Origin of the sequence: uncultured Parasphingorhabdus sp. (assembly GCF_963677535.2) — a bacterium.
GTDB lineage: Bacteria > Pseudomonadota > Alphaproteobacteria > Sphingomonadales > Sphingomonadaceae > Parasphingorhabdus.
The window spans coordinates 562153-578407 of the sequence record NZ_CAXXUT010000001.1; the positions used below are offsets into that span (position 1 = coordinate 562153).

At 57.3% G+C, this 16255-nt stretch carries 19 protein-coding genes; 13 read left to right on the top strand and 6 right to left on the bottom strand.

The features are described 5' to 3' along the window. The first annotated feature begins 65 nt into the window (after positions 1–65). Genes ACHZCJ_RS02695 through ACHZCJ_RS02705 form a run of 3 tightly spaced genes read left to right on the top strand, consistent with a single transcriptional unit; the run spans position 66 to position 2151 of the window. Positions 66–1232, top strand: coding sequence for a DUF2157 domain-containing protein (locus ACHZCJ_RS02695; protein WP_321323675.1), 1167 nt, complete (start codon positions 66–68; stop codon positions 1230–1232). Further along, positions 1229–1765: a GDYXXLXY domain-containing protein gene (locus tag ACHZCJ_RS02700; RefSeq protein ID WP_321323677.1), complete on the top strand. Its 537-nt coding sequence runs from the start codon at positions 1229–1231 to the stop codon at positions 1763–1765. The genes ACHZCJ_RS02695 and ACHZCJ_RS02700 overlap by 4 nt, the downstream gene beginning before the upstream one ends. An 11-nt stretch (positions 1766–1776) precedes the next feature. Next, positions 1777–2151 (top strand): GFA family protein, encoded by a 375-nt coding sequence (locus ACHZCJ_RS02705; RefSeq protein WP_236553843.1) that lies wholly within the window; start codon positions 1777–1779, stop codon positions 2149–2151. A gap of 77 nt (positions 2152–2228) precedes the next feature. On the opposite strand, the gene katG is transcribed toward ACHZCJ_RS02705, so the two are convergent. Next, positions 2229–4424 (bottom strand): catalase/peroxidase HPI, encoded by a 2196-nt coding sequence (gene katG, locus ACHZCJ_RS02710; RefSeq protein WP_321323680.1) that lies wholly within the window; start codon positions 4422–4424, stop codon positions 2229–2231. 271 nt (positions 4425–4695) lie between these two features. On the opposite strand from katG, the gene ACHZCJ_RS02715 reads away from it, so the two are divergent. The 6 genes from ACHZCJ_RS02715 to queE all read left to right on the top strand — a co-directional run bounded on the left by ACHZCJ_RS02715 (position 4696) and on the right by queE (position 9658). Beyond that, positions 4696–5880 carry an aspartate aminotransferase family protein gene (locus ACHZCJ_RS02715; protein ID WP_321323682.1) on the top strand — a complete coding sequence of 395 codons (1185 nt, stop codon included), beginning with the start codon at positions 4696–4698 and terminating at the stop codon, positions 5878–5880. Beyond that, positions 5877–6803, top strand: a complete 927-nt coding sequence (gene argF / locus ACHZCJ_RS02720) for an ornithine carbamoyltransferase (protein WP_321323684.1) — start codon at positions 5877–5879, stop codon at positions 6801–6803. Before ACHZCJ_RS02715 ends, argF begins: the two co-directional genes overlap by 4 nt. Next, a complete protein-coding gene (locus tag ACHZCJ_RS02725; RefSeq protein WP_321323686.1) occupies positions 6803–7705 on the top strand; it encodes an Hsp33 family molecular chaperone HslO in 903 nt (300 codons plus the stop codon). Before argF ends, ACHZCJ_RS02725 begins: the two co-directional genes overlap by 1 nt. 147 nt (positions 7706–7852) lie before the next feature. Continuing rightward, positions 7853–8260 carry a hypothetical protein gene (locus ACHZCJ_RS02730; protein WP_321323688.1) on the top strand — a complete coding sequence of 136 codons (408 nt, stop codon included), beginning with the start codon at positions 7853–7855 and terminating at the stop codon, positions 8258–8260. Between the two features lie 70 nt (positions 8261–8330). After that, positions 8331–9017, top strand: coding sequence for a 7-cyano-7-deazaguanine synthase QueC (gene queC / locus ACHZCJ_RS02735; protein ID WP_321323689.1), 687 nt, complete (start codon positions 8331–8333; stop codon positions 9015–9017). Then, complete coding sequence (queE, locus tag ACHZCJ_RS02740; RefSeq protein WP_321323691.1) at positions 9014–9658, top strand: 7-carboxy-7-deazaguanine synthase; 645 nt, start codon at positions 9014–9016, stop codon at positions 9656–9658. Before queC ends, queE begins: the two co-directional genes overlap by 4 nt. 4 nt (positions 9659–9662) lie before the next feature. Here queE and ACHZCJ_RS02745 read toward each other — a convergent pair whose 3' ends face one another. Both ACHZCJ_RS02745 and lipB read right to left on the bottom strand, forming a co-directional pair. Beyond that, positions 9663–9890: a hypothetical protein gene (locus ACHZCJ_RS02745; RefSeq protein WP_159642970.1), complete on the bottom strand. Its 228-nt coding sequence runs from the start codon at positions 9888–9890 to the stop codon at positions 9663–9665. A 50-nt stretch (positions 9891–9940) separates the two neighbouring features. Beyond that, positions 9941–10591 (bottom strand): lipoyl(octanoyl) transferase LipB, encoded by a 651-nt coding sequence (lipB, locus tag ACHZCJ_RS02750; RefSeq protein ID WP_321323694.1) that lies wholly within the window; start codon positions 10589–10591, stop codon positions 9941–9943. 72 nt (positions 10592–10663) lie between these two features. On the opposite strand from lipB, the gene ACHZCJ_RS02755 reads away from it, so the two are divergent. Beyond that, positions 10664–11404: a hypothetical protein gene (locus ACHZCJ_RS02755; RefSeq protein ID WP_321323696.1), complete on the top strand. Its 741-nt coding sequence runs from the start codon at positions 10664–10666 to the stop codon at positions 11402–11404. 3 nt (positions 11405–11407) lie between these two features. Here the strand turns inward: ACHZCJ_RS02755 and ACHZCJ_RS02760 are convergent, their stop codons facing one another. Genes ACHZCJ_RS02760 through ACHZCJ_RS02770 form a run of 3 tightly spaced genes read right to left on the bottom strand, consistent with a single transcriptional unit; the run spans position 11408 to position 13312 of the window. Then, on the bottom strand, positions 11408–11995 hold the full coding sequence (locus tag ACHZCJ_RS02760; RefSeq protein ID WP_321323699.1) for a GNAT family N-acetyltransferase: 588 nt from the start codon (positions 11993–11995) through the stop codon (positions 11408–11410). A gap of 4 nt (positions 11996–11999) precedes the next feature. Continuing rightward, positions 12000–12857, bottom strand: a complete 858-nt coding sequence (gene hemF, locus ACHZCJ_RS02765; protein WP_321323701.1) for an oxygen-dependent coproporphyrinogen oxidase — start codon at positions 12855–12857, stop codon at positions 12000–12002. Continuing rightward, positions 12854–13312 carry a tRNA (cytidine(34)-2'-O)-methyltransferase gene (locus ACHZCJ_RS02770; protein ID WP_321324972.1) on the bottom strand — a complete coding sequence of 153 codons (459 nt, stop codon included), beginning with the start codon at positions 13310–13312 and terminating at the stop codon, positions 12854–12856. Before ACHZCJ_RS02770 ends, hemF begins: the two co-directional genes overlap by 4 nt. A gap of 176 nt (positions 13313–13488) precedes the next feature. Between ACHZCJ_RS02770 and petA the strand changes: the two genes are divergently transcribed. Genes petA through ACHZCJ_RS02785 form a run of 3 tightly spaced genes read left to right on the top strand, consistent with a single transcriptional unit; the run spans position 13489 to position 16206 of the window. After that, a complete protein-coding gene (gene petA, locus ACHZCJ_RS02775; RefSeq protein WP_159642962.1) occupies positions 13489–14052 on the top strand; it encodes a ubiquinol-cytochrome c reductase iron-sulfur subunit in 564 nt (187 codons plus the stop codon). A 14-nt stretch (positions 14053–14066) separates the two neighbouring features. Further along, the gene (locus ACHZCJ_RS02780) at positions 14067–15335 is read left to right on the top strand and encodes a cytochrome b N-terminal domain-containing protein (protein ID WP_321323703.1); all 1269 of its coding nucleotides are present in this window, start codon (positions 14067–14069) and stop codon (positions 15333–15335) included. Positions 15336–15354: 19 nt separating this feature from the next. Continuing rightward, complete coding sequence (locus ACHZCJ_RS02785) at positions 15355–16206, top strand: cytochrome c1 (RefSeq protein WP_321323706.1); 852 nt, start codon at positions 15355–15357, stop codon at positions 16204–16206. Positions 16207–16255: the final 49 nt, after the last annotated feature.

A 16255-nucleotide genomic window follows, 5' to 3' on the forward strand; every position in this document is an offset into this window, starting at 1 on the left:
GCGCCGCTGCGCTTGCCATTCCAGCCCGCCTCGCGTAGCTTTTTTACCGGAGCGGAGATCGGCAATTGTCAGAAAGAAAAATCAATATCTGGCTAAATGCCGGCGTGATCGATGGAGCGACTGCGCAACGCATCCGGGACTATGAGAGCGATCAGTCGAGACCACTCGGTCTCTGGTCGCTGATCGGACTGGGCGCTCTAGCCATCGGTCTCGGGATCATCTCGCTCGTCGCCGCGAATTGGGATGATATCCCCGGAATGGTCCGCCTGACCGTTCACGGACTTTTGATCAGCGGTCTTTGCGGCGCAATCTATCGCCTGCAGCCGCGCAAAGGCTTTCTCGGTCTCTATCTGAAGGACATTTTTCTGTTCGTGACCGCGGTGCTGGGCTTGACCTTTTTCGGGCATCTCGGTCAGGTCTACCAGACCAGTTCTCCGCTTTGGCAGCCTCTCCTGATATGGCTGCTACTGTTTTCCCCTTTGTTGCTGCTGACCGGTCGCGGGTGGCTGATCTCGTTGCTCTGGCCGGCGTCGTTGATGGGGACGGCCATCAGCGTTCTGGGCTGGTATTTCGAACAAAGCAAAGCCCCCAGTTCCCTCATTGTTGCGGTCATCACCAGCCTGCCGGTTTTTGCACTGCTCCTTGCCGTGGTGATGGGGAAATGGAGCGAAAGGGCGGTTTTCTGGCGACAGATCGGACAATTTGCACTGACAATCTTAGTCGCAGGGGTGGGTTTCAAACTGATAACCGATGGATTGGCATTGGGCACGAGGGAATCGAACCAGTTCCTAAGCGATATAGCAGCAGTCCAGCTGCTGTTGTGGAGCGCAGCTGCGCTTCTGGTCTACTTTTACAATCGCGCCGCATCCGGTATCAGCATCGCCGCGATTGTAACCGGTGCCGCGATCATCAGTTTTGTCAGCAGTATCGCGCAGCCTAGCGCGCCTGTGGTCAACGCTATATTGTTCATGGCCTTTTGGGCCGTGGTTGGCTGGAGTGCGATCCATTCCGGGTGGCGGAACGTGTTTCAGGCGGTTGTCGCGATCATAGCGTTGCGCCTGATCATCCTGAATTTTCAGCTCGCTTATGATCTGTTCAGCAGCGGCATCGGCCTGATTATCGCAGGGTTGATCACCATTGCCATAGCGATGGCCGCCTATCGCCTGTCCCGGACGCTGGCACCAGAAAAGTCGAGTGCAGAAGAACCGAACGAGCAGGGGAGCGACCAATGAGCCACTATCGTCGATTTTTCCTGCCGCTTGCCCTGCTATTGCCGCTGGCCGGTCTGGCACTGATCTGGTGGACCACGGACAGGGAATCGCGCCAGGGAACTGAATGGGATGTGCCGATTGCCGGCTATGATCCGCGCGATCTGCTGCGGGGCCATTATGTACAGTTTCGCTACGACTGGCCTGCGACCGATGAGGGCCAGATACCGTCATGGGCGGCCGCTCGCAAAAGCTTGTGTATCAGCGGCACCGCGCCCGAAATCGCGAGCGTCGAAATATATGACCGGATTGACGCCGATCATCTCGCGGATGGCCGTTGCGATATGGTCGTCCGGGCCAATCCGTGGAGCGAGGAAGGCAATGACGGCCTCACCCGCGACCGCCTCTATGTCGCGCAGGACGCAGCGCGCGACTATGAGAAAAATCTTGTCGATCCGGATTTGCAGGCTATCGCGAGAATCCGGATTAACAATGACGGGTTCATCACTCCGCTGTCGCTGCGTTTCCGCCCGCGTCGCGAAGAAGAGAACAGATAGGAGAAGTTGTCGTGCGCAGCAGCATATCCGGCGGTTGCCATTGCGGCGCTGTCCGCTTCGAAGCCGATGTCGAAAAGGCACCGGCAATGCTTGATTGCAACTGTTCGATCTGTGCCCGGACCGGCTTTCTGCACCTGTTCGTGCCACATCAGCAGTTTAGCCTGCAAAAAGGGGAGGGGGATCTTACCAGCTACCGCTTTGGCAGCGGCCAAGCGAATCATCTCTTCTGCAAGATTTGTGGCGTCAAAAGCTTCTACCAGCCAAAGTCCCACCCGGAGAGCTGGAGCGTGAACTATAACTGCCTCGACACCGGCCATGATCTGCAACCAACGATCACCAAATTTGATGGCCAGAACTGGGAAGCAGCCAAAGCAAAACTGGGCTAAGACGCGGACCATGGTTCCAGCCAAAACGGCCCGCGGATTTTATCCGGCGGGCCGTCTCAGCGGGTGTCGTCCAGATATCAGCCTAGATCGAAGCGATCGGCGTTCATGACTTTTGCCCAGGCCGCGACAAAATCCTCCACGAAATTTGTCTCATGCCCGTCCTCGGCATAGACTTCGGCGACCGAACGGAGCTGCGAATTCGATCCGAACACCAGATCGGTCCGGGTCGCGCGCCATTTCTCCTCGCCCGTCTGCCGGCATTTGCCGATGAACAGTTCGTCGCCGGACTTGTCCACGACTTCCCACGATGTGCCCATTTCGAGCAGATTGACGAAAAAGTCATTGGTCAACTGGCCGGGGCGGTCGGTGAACACGCCCTCGGTCGGCGCGCTCGAATGATTGGCCCCGAGTACCCGCAGACCGCCAACCAGAACCGTCATCTCGGGAATGGTAAGATTGAGGAGATTGGCACGATCGATCAGAATTTCCTCGGTCTTCACGCTTGCCTTGGTTTTCAGATAGTTGCGGAAACCGTCCGCAAACGGTTCCAGCGGTTCGAAGCTTTCTGCGTCGGTTTGCTCTTCACTCGCGTCTCCGCGTCCCGTGGTAACCGGAACGTTGACATCAAATCCCGCATCCTGAGCCGCTTTCTCGACCGCCGCGCTGCCCGCGATGACGATGGCGTCGGCCATTGACAGCGAACCGCGGATTTCGTCGAGCTTGTCCAGAACCTTGGCTAGCTCTCCGGGATCATTGGCTTCCCAGTCTTTCTGCGGTGCAAGCCGGACGCGCGCGCCATTGGCACCGCCGCGGTGGTCACTCTTGCGATAAGTGGAAGCCGAAGCCCAGGCCGCCTTGACCAGTTCCGCAACCGAAAGACCGCTGTCGAGCACCTTGTCCTTGAAGTCCGCCACATCCTGATCCGTAGCCTGCTGGCCTGCGGGAACGGGATCCTGCCAGATCAGATCCTCGGCGGGTACTTCAGGGCCAAGATAGCGGACCTTGGGTCCCATGTCGCGGTGCGTCAGCTTGAACCAGGCGCGGGCGAAGGCATCGTCCAGCGCTGCCTGATCGTCGCGGAAACGTTCGGAAATCTTGCGATAGTCCGGATCGCGCTTCAGCGCCATGTCGGCGGTGGTCATCATCGTCGGAACCTTTTTTGACGGATCACGCGCGTCGGGCGCCATGTCTTCGGGGTCCGGATTGACCGGCTGCCACTGCTTGGCACCCGCGGGACTGTCGACCAGTTCATAATCATATTTGAACAACAGGCGAAAATAGTCGCCGCCCCATTGCGTCGGATTGGGCGTCCACGCCCCTTCCAGCCCGGACGTAGTGATATGTCCCTCGCCAATCTGCTCCGGATCCGTGCTCCAGCCGAAGCCCATCAGATTCAGTTCGCCCGACTCCGGGTCACCGCTTAGCTGGTCGGGCGGAACCGCGCCGTGGCATTTGCCAAAGGCGTGGCCGCCGGCAGTCAGGGCCACGGTTTCCTCGTCATTCATCGCCATCCGCGCGAAAGTTTCCTTCATGTCGCGGGCCATGCCCTCGGCATCATGCGGATTGCCGCCCGGACCTTCCGGATTGACGTAGATCAGACCCATCTGGATTGCCGCCAGCGGATTTTCCATCGCCTTGCCTTCATCGGGATTGATGCGTGTGGCAACGCCTTCATTGACCCATTTTTCTTCCGAGCCCCAGTATACGTCTTTCTCGGGTTCGTAGACATCCTTGCGGCCACCGCCGAAACCGAACACTGGTCCGCCCATCGATTCAATCGCGACATTGCCGGTCAGGATGAACAGGTCGGCCCAGCTAATCTGCTCGCCATATTTCTTCTTGATTGGCCAGAGCAGGCGGCGCGCCTTGTCTAGATTACCGTTGTCCGGCCAGCTGTTCAGCGGAGCAAAACGCTGCTGCCCGCTGGAAGCACCGCCGCGACCATCACCGGTGCGGTAGGTGCCGGCTCCATGCCACGCCATGCGGATGAAAAAGGGACCATAATGCCCGTAATCGGCCGGCCACCAAGGCTGGCTGTCGGTCATCAGCGTCTTCAGATCATTCTTGAGTGCCTGGAAGTCCAGCTCGCCGAAGGCTTTCGCATAGTCGAAATCGGGCCCCATCGGGTCCGGCGATGTGCCGCCCTGAGTCAATATTTCGAGTTGCAGCGAATTGGGCCACCAGTCACGGTTTGTCCGCCCCAATAAGCTCCGTACACCGCCATCAAAACCCATCGGGCAACCATCAGGGGAACCTGTTGTTTTCATATCCATCTGACTATCTCCTTTTCTGGTGTCTGCGTCTGTCCCGCCAGTCACCGATGCCGTTAATTACCTCATGGCGAGTTGGCCGCTAAATGAATTCTCCCTGTCTCTGTGATCAGAACAGTCACTCAACTCGCTCAGCGACAGCATGGCGGCCGCCACATTCTACCATGATTGACCGGCTTAGCGAAGCGGCATATAAGGAGGCCTGTTTCGAGAGGCGGCCAGTCGGGTCGCCTTTTCTATTTTGTTGAAGTCCCGTTTTCGGAAGGAAGAGAAAATGACGATTACCCCGCTCATGCCCGTATATCCCCGGTGCGGTTTTCGTCCTGTGCGCGGCGAGGGCGCCTGGCTGATTTCCGAAGACGGCTCGCGTGCACTGGATTTTGCCAGCGGCATCGCGGTCAACCTTCTGGGACACGGTCATCCGCATCTTACCAAGGCGATCCAGGACCAGGCGGCAACCCTGATGCACGTGTCAAATCTCTATGGCAGCCCGCAAGGCGAGAAATTCGCCCAGCGGCTGGTCGACACGACTTTTGCCGACACGGTCTTCTTTACCAATAGCGGCGCGGAAGCGGTGGAATGCGCGATCAAGACCGCGCGTGCCTATCACCAATCGGCCGGCAGTGAACGGTTCGAGATCATTACCTTCAAAAATGCATTTCACGGCCGGACGATGGCGACCATCTCGGCATCCAATCAGGAAAAAATGCACCACGGATTCTCGCCTTTGCTCGCCGGTTTCAAATATGTCGATTTCGATGATCTGGCGGGAGCGGAAGCGGCTATCACCGACAAGACCGCAGCGTTTCTGGTCGAGCCCATCCAGGGCGAAGGCGGCGTACGTCCGGCGTCGGATGAGTTTATGAAGGGCTTGCGCGACCTGGCCGACAAACATGGCATTTTGCTGGCGCTCGACGAGGTACAATGCGGCGTGGCCCGCACCGGCGCGCTATACGCTTACGAGCTTTACGGCATCAAGCCGGACATTGTCGCGACGGCCAAGGGCATCGGCGGGGGTTTCCCCCTCGGCGCATGCATGGCGACCGAAGAAGCCGCACGCGGCATGGTGCCCGGAACCCACGGTTCGACCTATGGCGGCAATCCGCTGGCGATGGCCGCCGGCAATGCTGTCTGGGACGTGGTTGCCAATGACGAATTTCTGGAAAATGTTCGGGTGACCGGTGAAAAGCTGCGGGCGGCCATCGAGCAGTTCATCGGCAATTATCCGGATCTGTTCATCGGCGTGCGGGGCAAGGGCCTGATGCTCGGTATTATGATGACGCAGGAGGCGCGCAGCTTTGTCGCCCATCTACGGGACCATCACGGGTTGCTGACCGTGGCTGCCGGCGACAATACACTCCGGATATTGCCGCCGCTCAATATCGACGACAGTCATATCGCAACCTTCATCGAGAAACTGTCCGCGGGCGCAGCCGATTACGAGGTACCTGAATCATGACCCGGCATTTTCTCAATCTTTCGGACGCGGGCGGGGACGCCATTGCAGCGATGATCAACGATGCGATCGACCGCAAGGCAGCGCGCGCTGGCTTCCCCAAGGGCAAACCGGACGCAGACCGGCCGCTGGCCGATCATGTGCTGGCGATGATCTTTGAAAAGAGCAGCACGCGAACCCGCGTGTCCTTCGACATGGCAATCCGCCAGCTTGGCGGTTCCAGCATCGTCATGGACAGCGGCTCAATGCAGCTCGGCCGCGGTGAAACGGTCGATGACACGGCCAAGGTCCTTTCCCGGATGTGTGACGCGATCATGATCCGCACCGATGACCATGGGAAAATCGAACAAATGGCCACAAATGCCAGCGTACCGGTGATCAACGGCCTGACCGACCTATCCCATCCCTGCCAGATTGTCGCCGATCTGCTGACGCTGGTGGAACATGGCAAATCCCTGCCGGGTCTTGAAATCGCCTGGCTCGGCGATGGCAATAATGTGCTCAACAGCATCGTCGAAGGGGCCGGGTTGATGAAATATAACGTGCGCATCGGCTGCCCCGAAGGCTATGACTCCGACCCGGAGTTCATCAAACGAGCGCGGGACGCTGGCGCCAATGTTTCGATCCATCGTGACGAGAATGAAGCGGTGGCCGGCGCGGATGTCGTCGTTGCGGACACTTGGGTCTCGATGGGGCAGGAACATGCGGAAGCAAAGCTTGCTGCCATGATGCCCTATCAGGTCAATGATGTGATCATGGAACAGGCCAAAGCGGACGCACTGTTCCTGCACTGTCTCCCGGCCCATCGCGGCGAGGAAGTCATGCCTTCGGTGATCGACGGCCCGCAATCGGTCGTTTGGGACGAGGCCGAAAACCGGATCCATGCCCAGAAGTCCGTTCTGCGCTGGTGCTTCGGGCAACTCTGATGATGGAAATAGGTCTCAGCGACAGCATATTATCCTTTGCGATTCCGGCAAAAAACTGCCGTGGTCGGGTGGTTCGTCTGGGCTCCGCTCTTGATGATATTCTGGGCGCGCACAGCTATCCGCCGGTAATCCGGGACCTGCTGGCGGAGGCCGTCTGCCTCACCGCAATGCTTGGCGCGCTGATGAAGGAAGATGGCTCTCAACTGACCTTGCAGGCCCAGACCGAAGCGGGCGTGATCGACCTGCTGGCCTGTGATTATAAAGATGGTGCCTTGCGCGGTTATGTAGCATTTGACCGCGAACGGTTTGCCGCCCAGCCGGTTGAACCCAGCCTGATGTCGCTGTTCGGCAAAGGCTATCTTGCGATCACATTTGATCTGCCGCAACCGCGTGGCCGCAACCAGGGGATCGTGCCGCTTGAGGGAGAAAGCTTGTCCGAAGCGGTACAGAATTATTTCCTTCAGTCGGAGCAGATTCCGACGCTGATCCGGGTTGCGGTGGACGAGAATGATGGCCGGATTTCTGCTGGTGGGTTGCTTGTTCAGCATCTTCCGGAAGGGGAGGTGGGGCGCGAACGCCTCCATGCGCAGTTGGATCATCCGGAATGGGAACATGTCGAGATCATGGGCGGCAGCGTGCGCCCGGCAGAACTGACAGATGAAAATCTGCCGCTGGAAGACATTTTGTGGCGCCTGTTTAGCGAGAGCGACGAAGTGAGAGTTTTGAGCGGTAAAGCGTGCGTTAAGGGATGCCGCTGTAATGAGGACCATATCAGGGACGTAATCGCACGGTTCCCGAAAGAAGATAAGGATGACATGCTCGATGAACTGGGTAATATCGCGATAGACTGCGCATTTTGTAGCAAGACTTTCACGATCACAGGCGCCAGTCTGAACAATTGAATACCGACAAAATTGAGGCAATCACGCACGATTGTCGAAAAAATCCTAGCGATTGACATAATTGGCGACGATATTGGCCGCAATTCAGGAATATTATCAACCCATTGGCAATCAAACACCCGCAACCAACAGGACAGGAGAAATAATATGAAAGGCATGAAACTGATCAAATCAGTCAGCGCAGTTGCCGTCATCCTGTTGGGCTTTGCTATTGCCGCCCCCGCACAGACCCCCCGCATGGCTTTGCTTGAGGGATTATCGGCCGGCGAATGGACCCTGAAACAGCGGGGATCGACCGGATCGGGCAAGAAAGTCTGTCTCGGAAACCCCGAATTGCTGCTGCAGATCCAGCATGGCCGAGCAAATTGCACCCGATATGTGATCGAAAACGGGCCGAAAAAGCTGCGTGTCAGCTATAAATGCGGCCCTGCGGGCCATGGCGTCACCGAAATCAAGCAGGAATCCAGCACCCTGGTACAGATATCATCGCAAGGCTTTCGCAACGGCGAGCCCTTTTCGGTCGATTTCGAGGGCCGGCGCACCGGCAGTTGCTAGGGCCTGACCCCGTGACCGGCAAGCGCGGAACACTTGCACCGCGCGGTCAAGGCCTTTAGCGGGGCGCATCATGACTTCCGAATCGAAAACAGCGATCATATTATTGTCCGGTGGACTGGACTCGATGGTGTCTGCAGCAATCGCCGCGGAACAGGGCTATCGCCTTATCGCACTCACCGTCGACTATAACCAGCGGCACAAGGTCGAACTGCAATCGGCCCGAACCATCGCCTCGAAACTCGGCGTATCGGAACATATCATCCTGCCGCTCGACCTGAGTCGCTTTGGCGGCTCGGCGCTCACCGCCGATATTGATGTGCCCAAGTCCGGCCTGACCGATGATATTCCGGTGACCTATGTGCCCGCCCGCAACCTTATATTCCTGTCGCTGACTCTCGGTCTTGCGGAAGCGAGGGATGCCCGCGATATATTCATCGGCGTGAACGCGCTGGACTATTCCGGCTACCCGGACTGCCGTCCCGAATTCATTCAGGGGTTCGAACGTCTTGCCGATCTCGCGACAAAGGCCGGTGATCAGGGCAGCGGCTTCCACATCCGGACCCCGCTGCAACATATGACCAAGGCGGATATTGCCCGCGAAGCAATCCGGCTGGGACTTGACCCGTCTTGGAGCTGGTCCTGCTATGATCCGACCGGGGACAATCTCCCTTGCGGGCTATGCGACAGCTGCCGTCTGCGGCAGAAGGGCTTCGAAGAAGCCGGCCTCGTCGACCCGACCCGATACGCGGCATCATGAGCTATGCGGTCAAGGAACGCTTCCTGACCCTGCAGGGCGAAGGTGTGCACGCCGGTCGACGGGCGGTGTTCGTCCGCTTCGCCGGCTGCAATCTCTGGACCGGACTGGAGAGGGATCGCGCTACCGCAATCTGCCAGTTTTGCGACACGGATTTTGTCGGAATGGACGGCGAAGGCGGGGGACGTTTCCATACGGCAGAAGCTCTCGCAGCAGCCGCGGCAGAAACCTGGGGCATGGACCGCGATTCGCGGTTCGTGGTGCTGACCGGCGGTGAACCGATGCTGCAGGTGGATGCAGATTTGATCGATGCGCTGCACGCCGAGAATTTCTTCATCGCCATTGAATCCAATGGAACGCTACCGGTCCCGCGAACGATCGACTGGATCTGCATCAGCCCCAAAGCGGAGAGCGAAACAGTCCAGCGGTCCGGCGACGAACTGAAACTGGTCTGGCCGCAAGAGGGCAGCAACTGGCAGGATATGCAGGACTGGGATTTTGCCAATCTGCTACTGCAGCCGAAAGACGCCATTTCCGATCCTGCCGCCAGCAAGGGCCATCTTGAACAGGCGATTGCCTTTGTGCAGGCCCATCCGAAATGGCGCCTGTCGCTACAGACTCACAAGATACTCGGCCTGGCCTGAGAATTTATTCCGCGGGTTCTTCTGCCGGTTCTTCTGTGTCCTCGCCAGTCGCATCGACTTCCGTGATTGTATCAACATCAACCATTTCATCGCTGATCGTGCCGTCTATGACATCGACATCGTCCATCCGCGTTTCCGTCGTTTCTCCGGAATCGGGAGCCTCACTGCCCGAACAGGCCGAAATCGCCAGGGCAAACGCCGCAACACCGGTCATTCTCGAAAATTTGCTCATGGTCTTCTCCTCTTGTCGTGATCAGGTACTTCCCGCTTCATAACCTGCAATCAGCGACGATCAATCGCCTTCAGGAATCCGCCGGCCGTTTTCTGCAACGCTTCATCAAATTCCTGCAGCGTTGCCGCGATACCCAGTTGGGCAAGGCTGGTGACCGGAAATTCGCTGATTCCGCAGGGAATGATCCCGCCGAAATGGTTGAGATCGGGATCGATATTGACCGAGAAGCCGTGCATCGTCACCCATTTGCGGATACGAATGCCGATCGCTCCGATCTTGGCTTCCTGCCCGTCCGGCGTGTCGCACCAGATGCCGACGCGACCGTCTACCGCCCGTGCCGCCACGCCAAATTCCGCCAGCGCCGCAATCACCCAGTCCTCGAGCGCGTGAACAAACCCGCGCACGTCCGCGTTGCGTCTTTTCAGGTCGAGAATGATATAGCCTACTCGCTGCCCCGGACCATGATAGGTGTGGCGACCGCCGCGCCCGGTCTCATAGACAGGAAAAGTCTGGCTGAGCAGTTCCGCCGGATCGGAGCTTGTGCCGGCGGTATAGAGCGGTGGGTGCTCGAGCAGCCAGACCAGTTCCTGCGCGTCGCCGGCCCGAACCGCAGCGTTGCGCGATTCCATTTCGGCGAGCGCATCAGGATAGTCGATCTTTTCCGGCGCAACGCGCCATTCGATATCGTTGAGGGCATTCATAGAAATTTCGTGCACTTTTGCTGGCCGGGTGGCAAGAGCTTGCAAGACGGAAATGGAATTGGGAACGAAAAAATGAAGCTCGATTATATGCAATGCTGGAATGGTGCAATGGCCCTGCTCGGTGCGCATAAAGAGGCCGTCTTTGCCATTGCCGGCGTTTTTCTATTTCTCCCGACCTTGTTGTTCGCACAATATGTAGCCCCGCCGCTTCTGTCCGGCGAAGAGGATGCCAATGCGCTGTTCACCGTCTATTCCGCCTATTTCAGCGACAATGCCTTTGCGATTCTCGCCTCCAATCTGGTGATGGGATTTGGCGGGCTGGCAATCTATTTTGCGCTGGTGCCGACGCGAAGCCACACCGTAGCCGAGAACCTGTTGGCGGCATTGAAATTTCTCGTCATCTATCTGCTCGCCAATCTGTTGTCCGGCCTGTTCGTTCTGCCGGGCCTGATGCTGTTCATTTTGCCAGGCCTCTATCTAAGCTGCCGCTTCGTCCTGATCCCGGTCATTCTGGCCGATCAGCAGGAACGCAGTCCGGTGGAACTGCTCAAGCGGAGCTGGTCTCTGACCCGGAACAACGGGTTTGCGATTCTCTTTTTCCTGCTGATCATCATGGTTGTCGGCGCTATCGCCATTAATGTGCTGGAAGCCGTGACCGGCATTGTGGTCGGATTGGCAACCGGCGGCGAAGGGTGGCCACTCATCGTCAATCTGGTCGCTTCGCTGGTCGAGACGGTCTTCCAGCTGATTATCTATGCCGCCATCGCTTCGATCTATCTGCAACTGTCCGCCCCGCGGCAATCAGCGGTCTGACGCCTATTCCAGTATCGGGACGTGGGGTGCCGCCGATCGCGGCAAAAGGCCGGTCAGCCGCGGGTCTTCCATCAGGTCGGTCTGCTGCCTGAAAATCCGGAAACCGCATTGCTGGTAAAAGGGCAGGGCGCGCGGCGAATCCTGCGTACAAGTGTGGAGCCAGACCCGGCCGATGCCGTCCCGCCATGCCATGTCCAGCGCCCTGCTCATCATCCAGCGGCCTTGGCCCTTTCCGTTCAACGCCGGGATCAGTCCGAAAAAGGCAATCTCGCATTGGCGGGGAACGCGAAAATCCAGCTCGATAAAACCGACGACGGCTTCATTGCCATCGCGTACAAGCGAGATTTCCACTGCCGGATCATCGAGGATCGCGGTCAGCCCATCGCGGTCCATCAACAGCCGGGATGTCCACATCCATGGCTCTCCGACCTTGCGGAATAGTGCGCAATAATCCTCTGCCGAGGGATCGGCCCAGCGTTCGATATAAAGATCCGATTCCAACAGCGGCAACCGAGGCTTTTCCAACATCTCCAGATGGGAAATGATGGTAGCTACATGGCCGGCCGGAACATCCCGAACCGACATTATCATAGAATCAGACCCATTTTGCCTCGGGCGGCAAGCTCATCAGGATCGCGTCGACATTGCCGCCGGTCTTCAGCCCGAAAGTCGTGCCGCGATCATAGACAAGGTTGAACTCGGCATAGCGCCCGCGCCATTCCAGCTGCTGCTGTTTCTCTTCGTCGGTCCACTCCATTGCCATCCGCTTGCGCACCAGCGCCGGAAAAATATCCAGAAAGGCGCGACCGACATCCTGGGTGAACGCGAAATGGCGGTCGAAATCCGATTCCTTGTCGAGTTCGATATGGTCGTAAAAAATCCCGCCAACACCGCGATGGACCTTGCGATGGGGTATATAGAAATAATCGTCAGCCCATTTCTTGAAGCGCGGATAATATTCCGGGCTGTGCGGCGCGCATGCGGAACGCAGTCGCGCGTGAAACTGTTCGGTATCGTCATCATAGACGATTGCCGGGTTGAGATCAGCGCCACCGCCGAACCAGCGCTTGGTCGTGCACAGGAACCGCGTGTTCATATGTACATTGGGGACATGGGGGTTTGTCATATGCGCGACCAGACTGATCCCGGTGGCAAAGAAGCGGGGATCATCTTCGGCACCATTGATCTGAGCCTGGAATTCCTCGCTGAAAACGCCGTCGACCGTGGAAATGTTGACCCCAACCTTCTCGAATATTTTCCCTTTCATCAAACCTTGCGTGCCGCCACCGCCGGGCGAGCCATCGGGATTCTGCCGGTCCCAGGGAATATAGTCGAAAGTCGCGTCGCTGCCGGCTTCCGACTCAATCTTCTCGAATTCGGCGCATATCTGGTTCCTCAGATCCTTGAACCAGGTCTGAGCCGTAAGCTGCTGGTCATCCAATATATTGGTCATTCCGGAAATTGTCCTGTCTGTCTAAGTGCTTCGCCCAAGGCCATGCCAGCCGAAACCGCCAGATTCAAGCTGCGCATACCGGGTCTCATCGGGATCGTGATTCGTCCATCGCATTGCTCATGTACAGTAAGGGGAACCCCTGATCCCTCCGATCCAAACAACAGGATATCGTCCTTGCGATAGGCAAACTCGAAATACGACGCTTCGGCCTTGCTGGAGAGCAGGATAATCCTTGATTCTTGGGAATCGACACTTGCACGAAATGCATCCCAGTCGGCGTGACGGGTATAGTCGACATGGTCAAAATAATCCATTCCGGCGCGTTTCAAACTGCGGTCGCTGAACGGAAAACCGCATGGTTCGATGATATCGACAGACACATCAAGGCAGGCACAAGTCCTTAATATTGTTCCTAAATTTCCTGCGATCTCGGGCTGATATAATGCTATTCTCATAGGGCAGGCACCTTGCGCGGGAAGTGAATGTTCGGTCAATCGAAAATTCCCTGTTGGCAAACCCTATCCTTCGCGGCTATCAGGCGCGCAATTCACTGCCTGTTCAAACTGCTGTTGAGCAGTATCGGACATTCTGGCAGTCTTGGGGTCATAAATTTTCTATAGGGCTTGTTTGCATGGCAACGGTTGAAACAGCTGATACGGCAGTCGCAGAAGAAAGCGGCGTTCGCCGCCGGGACTTTATCAATATCGCAGCAGTGAGCTTCGCTGGTGCCGGGGCGGTGGCAACGGTTTTCCCGTTGGTCAACCAGATGAACCCGAGCGCTGATGTTCTCGCGCTGTCGTCGATCGAAGTCGACATTTCGGCGATCGAAGCCGGCCAGTCGATCAAGACAAGCTGGCGGAAACAGCCTATTTTCATCCGTAACCTGACGGCAGACGAAATATCCCAGGCCAATGCGGTCGATACTGCCGGCCTGCGTGATCCGGAAACCCTCGCCGACCGGACAACCCCCGGCAAGGAAAACTGGCTGATCACACTGGGCGTTTGCACCCATCTCGGCTGCGTGCCGCTCGGTGCTGCGCAGGGCGAAATAAAAGGTGAATTTGGCGGCTATTTCTGCCCGTGCCACGGATCGCATTATGATACGGCCGCCCGCATTCGCAAAGGTCCGGCCCCGACCAACCTCGTGGTTCCGGAACATGAATTCCTTTCAGATACTGTCGTGAAAATCGGCTAAGGGGCAGAAGAAAAATGAGCTTTCCTTGGGCAAAAGAATATACACCAACAACTGATTTCGGTCAGTGGATGGACAAGCAGCTGCCGCTGCCACGGTTCATTTACAACAGCGTTGGTGCTGGGTATCCCGCGCCGCGCAATTTGAACTATATGTGGAATTTCGGTTCCCTGGCCGGCCTGTTTCTGGTCGTCCAGATCGTGACCGGCATCATTCTCGCCATGCATTATGCGGCCAACGCAAATATTGCCTTTGATTCCGTCGAACATATCATGCGCGATGTGAACAGCGGCTGGATGATCCGCTATGCGCATGCCAATGGTGCAAGCTTCTTCTTCATCGCCATCTATCTGCATATCGGTCGCGGGCTTTTTTACGGCTCGTACAAGGCGCCGCGCGAGATGCTGTGGTTGCTCGGTGTGGTTATCTATCTTCTTGCGATGGCGACCGCGTTCATGGGCTATGTTCTTCCATGGGGCCAGATGAGCTTCTGGGGTGCCAAGGTGATTACCGGCCTGTTTGAAGCCATTCCGCTTGTCGGCAAGCCTATCCAGGAACTGCTGCTCGGTGGTTTCGCGCCGGACAATGCGGCGCTGAACCGCTTCTTCTCGCTGCACTATCTGTTGCCATTCGTCATTGCCGGCGTTGTCATCATGCATATCTGGGCGCTGCACATTCCGGGCTCTAACAACCCGACCGGTGTTGATGTAAAGGGACCACAGGACACGGTTCCATTCCATCCTTACTATACCGCGAAGGACGGCTGGACGATCGGTCTCGCGCTGATCTTCTTCACCGCGCTGATGTTCTTCCTGCCGAACGCACTGGGCCATGCCGACAACTATATTCCGGCCAACCCGCTGTCGACGCCGGCCCACATCGTTCCGGAATGGTATTTCTGGCCCTGGTACGCGATTCTGCGCGCCTTCACCTTCGACTTCCTGTTCATTCCGGCGAAGCTGCTTGGTGTACTGGCGATGTTCTCCGCGATCCTGGTCTGGTTCTTCCTGCCATGGCTGGACAAGTCACCGGTCCGCTCGGGCACCTTCCGTCCCAAGTTCAAGATCTTCTTCGGCATCCTTGTGATCGACGTGCTGATCCTGGGCTATTGTGGCGGTGCGCCGGCCGAAGAACCGTTCGTGATGATCAGCCAATTGGCCGCCGCTTATTATTTCGCGCATTTCCTGATCATTTTGCCGCTGTTGTCGCGGATGGAAAAGCCTGAGCCTTTGCCGAACAGTATCACTGAATCGGTAACCGGCAAGCCACTCAACACTGCCAGCTAAGAAACAGGGACCTGTCGTAATGGTAAGATTTATCGGAATATTGGTTGGCCTGTTCTTTTCAGGCTGGCTCCTGGTTTCTTTTGCAATGGGAGCAAAAGAATATATCTCCAACCCGCCGGCGGAAACCGCCGAACATGCGTTCCATCAGGAACCGAAGGATATTTCCTTCACCTCCGATGGTCCGCTGGGAAAATTTGATCGCCAGCAGCTGCAACGCGGCTTCCAAGTGTACAAGGAAGTCTGCGCAGCCTGTCACTCGCTCCGTCTGGTCGCTTTCCGCAATCTGGAAGAAATCGGCTATAATGAAGACGAAGTGAAGGCAATCGCGGCCAACTGGGCTATCCAGACACCGGATGTCGATCCGGACACCGGCGAAATGTCGTCCCGCCCATCGTTGCCTGCCGACAAGTTCCCCAAGCCATTTGCCAACAACGTTGCGGCAGCCGCTGCCAACAACAACGCGATCCCGCCTGATCTCTCGCTGATCACCAAGGCGCGCGAAGGCGGAGCTCCTTATGTCTATTCGCTGCTGACCGGCTACCAGAACCCTCCGGCAAATCTGCCTGAAGCCAACCAGCCGGGACCGGGACTGCATTATAATCCCTATTTCGCCAACCTGAACCTCGCGATGGCCCCACCACTGGCGGCTGCCGATATGGTCAGCTATTCCGACGGCACCAACGCCAGCATCGAACAGATGGCCGAAGATGTGACGGCTTTCCTGATCTGGACGGCAGAACCAAAGCTGGAAGAACGGCACCAGACCGGCTGGGCGGTCATCGCTTTCCTGTTGATTGCGACGATTCTCGCCTATCTGTCCTACCGGACGATCTGGGCCGACGTGAAAGCGGAAAAGAAAAAGAAGGTCTGAAGACGCACAGCCTCTTCAACTGCTGACTAGAAAAGCCCGCGCAATGCGG

Excerpts from the sequence above, each read along its gene's own strand:
- ACHZCJ_RS02700 (WP_321323677.1), top strand. The coding sequence starts at position 1,229 with ATGAGCCACTATCGTCGATTTTTCCTGCCGCTTGCCCTGCTATTGCCG.
- katG (WP_321323680.1), bottom strand. The coding sequence starts at position 4,424 with ATGGATATGAAAACAACAGGTTCCCCTGATGGTTGCCCGATGGGTTTT.
- ACHZCJ_RS02715 (WP_321323682.1), top strand. The coding sequence starts at position 4,696 with ATGACGATTACCCCGCTCATGCCCGTATATCCCCGGTGCGGTTTTCGT.
- argF (WP_321323684.1), top strand. The coding sequence starts at position 5,877 with ATGACCCGGCATTTTCTCAATCTTTCGGACGCGGGCGGGGACGCCATT.
- ACHZCJ_RS02725 (WP_321323686.1), top strand. The coding sequence starts at position 6,803 with ATGATGGAAATAGGTCTCAGCGACAGCATATTATCCTTTGCGATTCCG.
- ACHZCJ_RS02730 (WP_321323688.1), top strand. The coding sequence starts at position 7,853 with ATGAAAGGCATGAAACTGATCAAATCAGTCAGCGCAGTTGCCGTCATC.
- queC (WP_321323689.1), top strand. The coding sequence starts at position 8,331 with ATGACTTCCGAATCGAAAACAGCGATCATATTATTGTCCGGTGGACTG.
- queE (WP_321323691.1), top strand. The coding sequence starts at position 9,014 with ATGAGCTATGCGGTCAAGGAACGCTTCCTGACCCTGCAGGGCGAAGGT.
- ACHZCJ_RS02745 (WP_159642970.1), bottom strand. The coding sequence starts at position 9,890 with ATGAGCAAATTTTCGAGAATGACCGGTGTTGCGGCGTTTGCCCTGGCG.
- lipB (WP_321323694.1), bottom strand. The coding sequence starts at position 10,591 with ATGAATGCCCTCAACGATATCGAATGGCGCGTTGCGCCGGAAAAGATC.
- ACHZCJ_RS02755 (WP_321323696.1), top strand. The coding sequence starts at position 10,664 with ATGAAGCTCGATTATATGCAATGCTGGAATGGTGCAATGGCCCTGCTC.
- ACHZCJ_RS02760 (WP_321323699.1), bottom strand. The coding sequence starts at position 11,995 with ATGATAATGTCGGTTCGGGATGTTCCGGCCGGCCATGTAGCTACCATC.
- hemF (WP_321323701.1), bottom strand. The coding sequence starts at position 12,857 with ATGACCAATATATTGGATGACCAGCAGCTTACGGCTCAGACCTGGTTC.
- ACHZCJ_RS02770 (WP_321324972.1), bottom strand. The coding sequence starts at position 13,312 with ATGAGAATAGCATTATATCAGCCCGAGATCGCAGGAAATTTAGGAACA.
- petA (WP_159642962.1), top strand. The coding sequence starts at position 13,489 with ATGGCAACGGTTGAAACAGCTGATACGGCAGTCGCAGAAGAAAGCGGC.
- ACHZCJ_RS02780 (WP_321323703.1), top strand. The coding sequence starts at position 14,067 with ATGAGCTTTCCTTGGGCAAAAGAATATACACCAACAACTGATTTCGGT.
- ACHZCJ_RS02785 (WP_321323706.1), top strand. The coding sequence starts at position 15,355 with ATGGTAAGATTTATCGGAATATTGGTTGGCCTGTTCTTTTCAGGCTGG.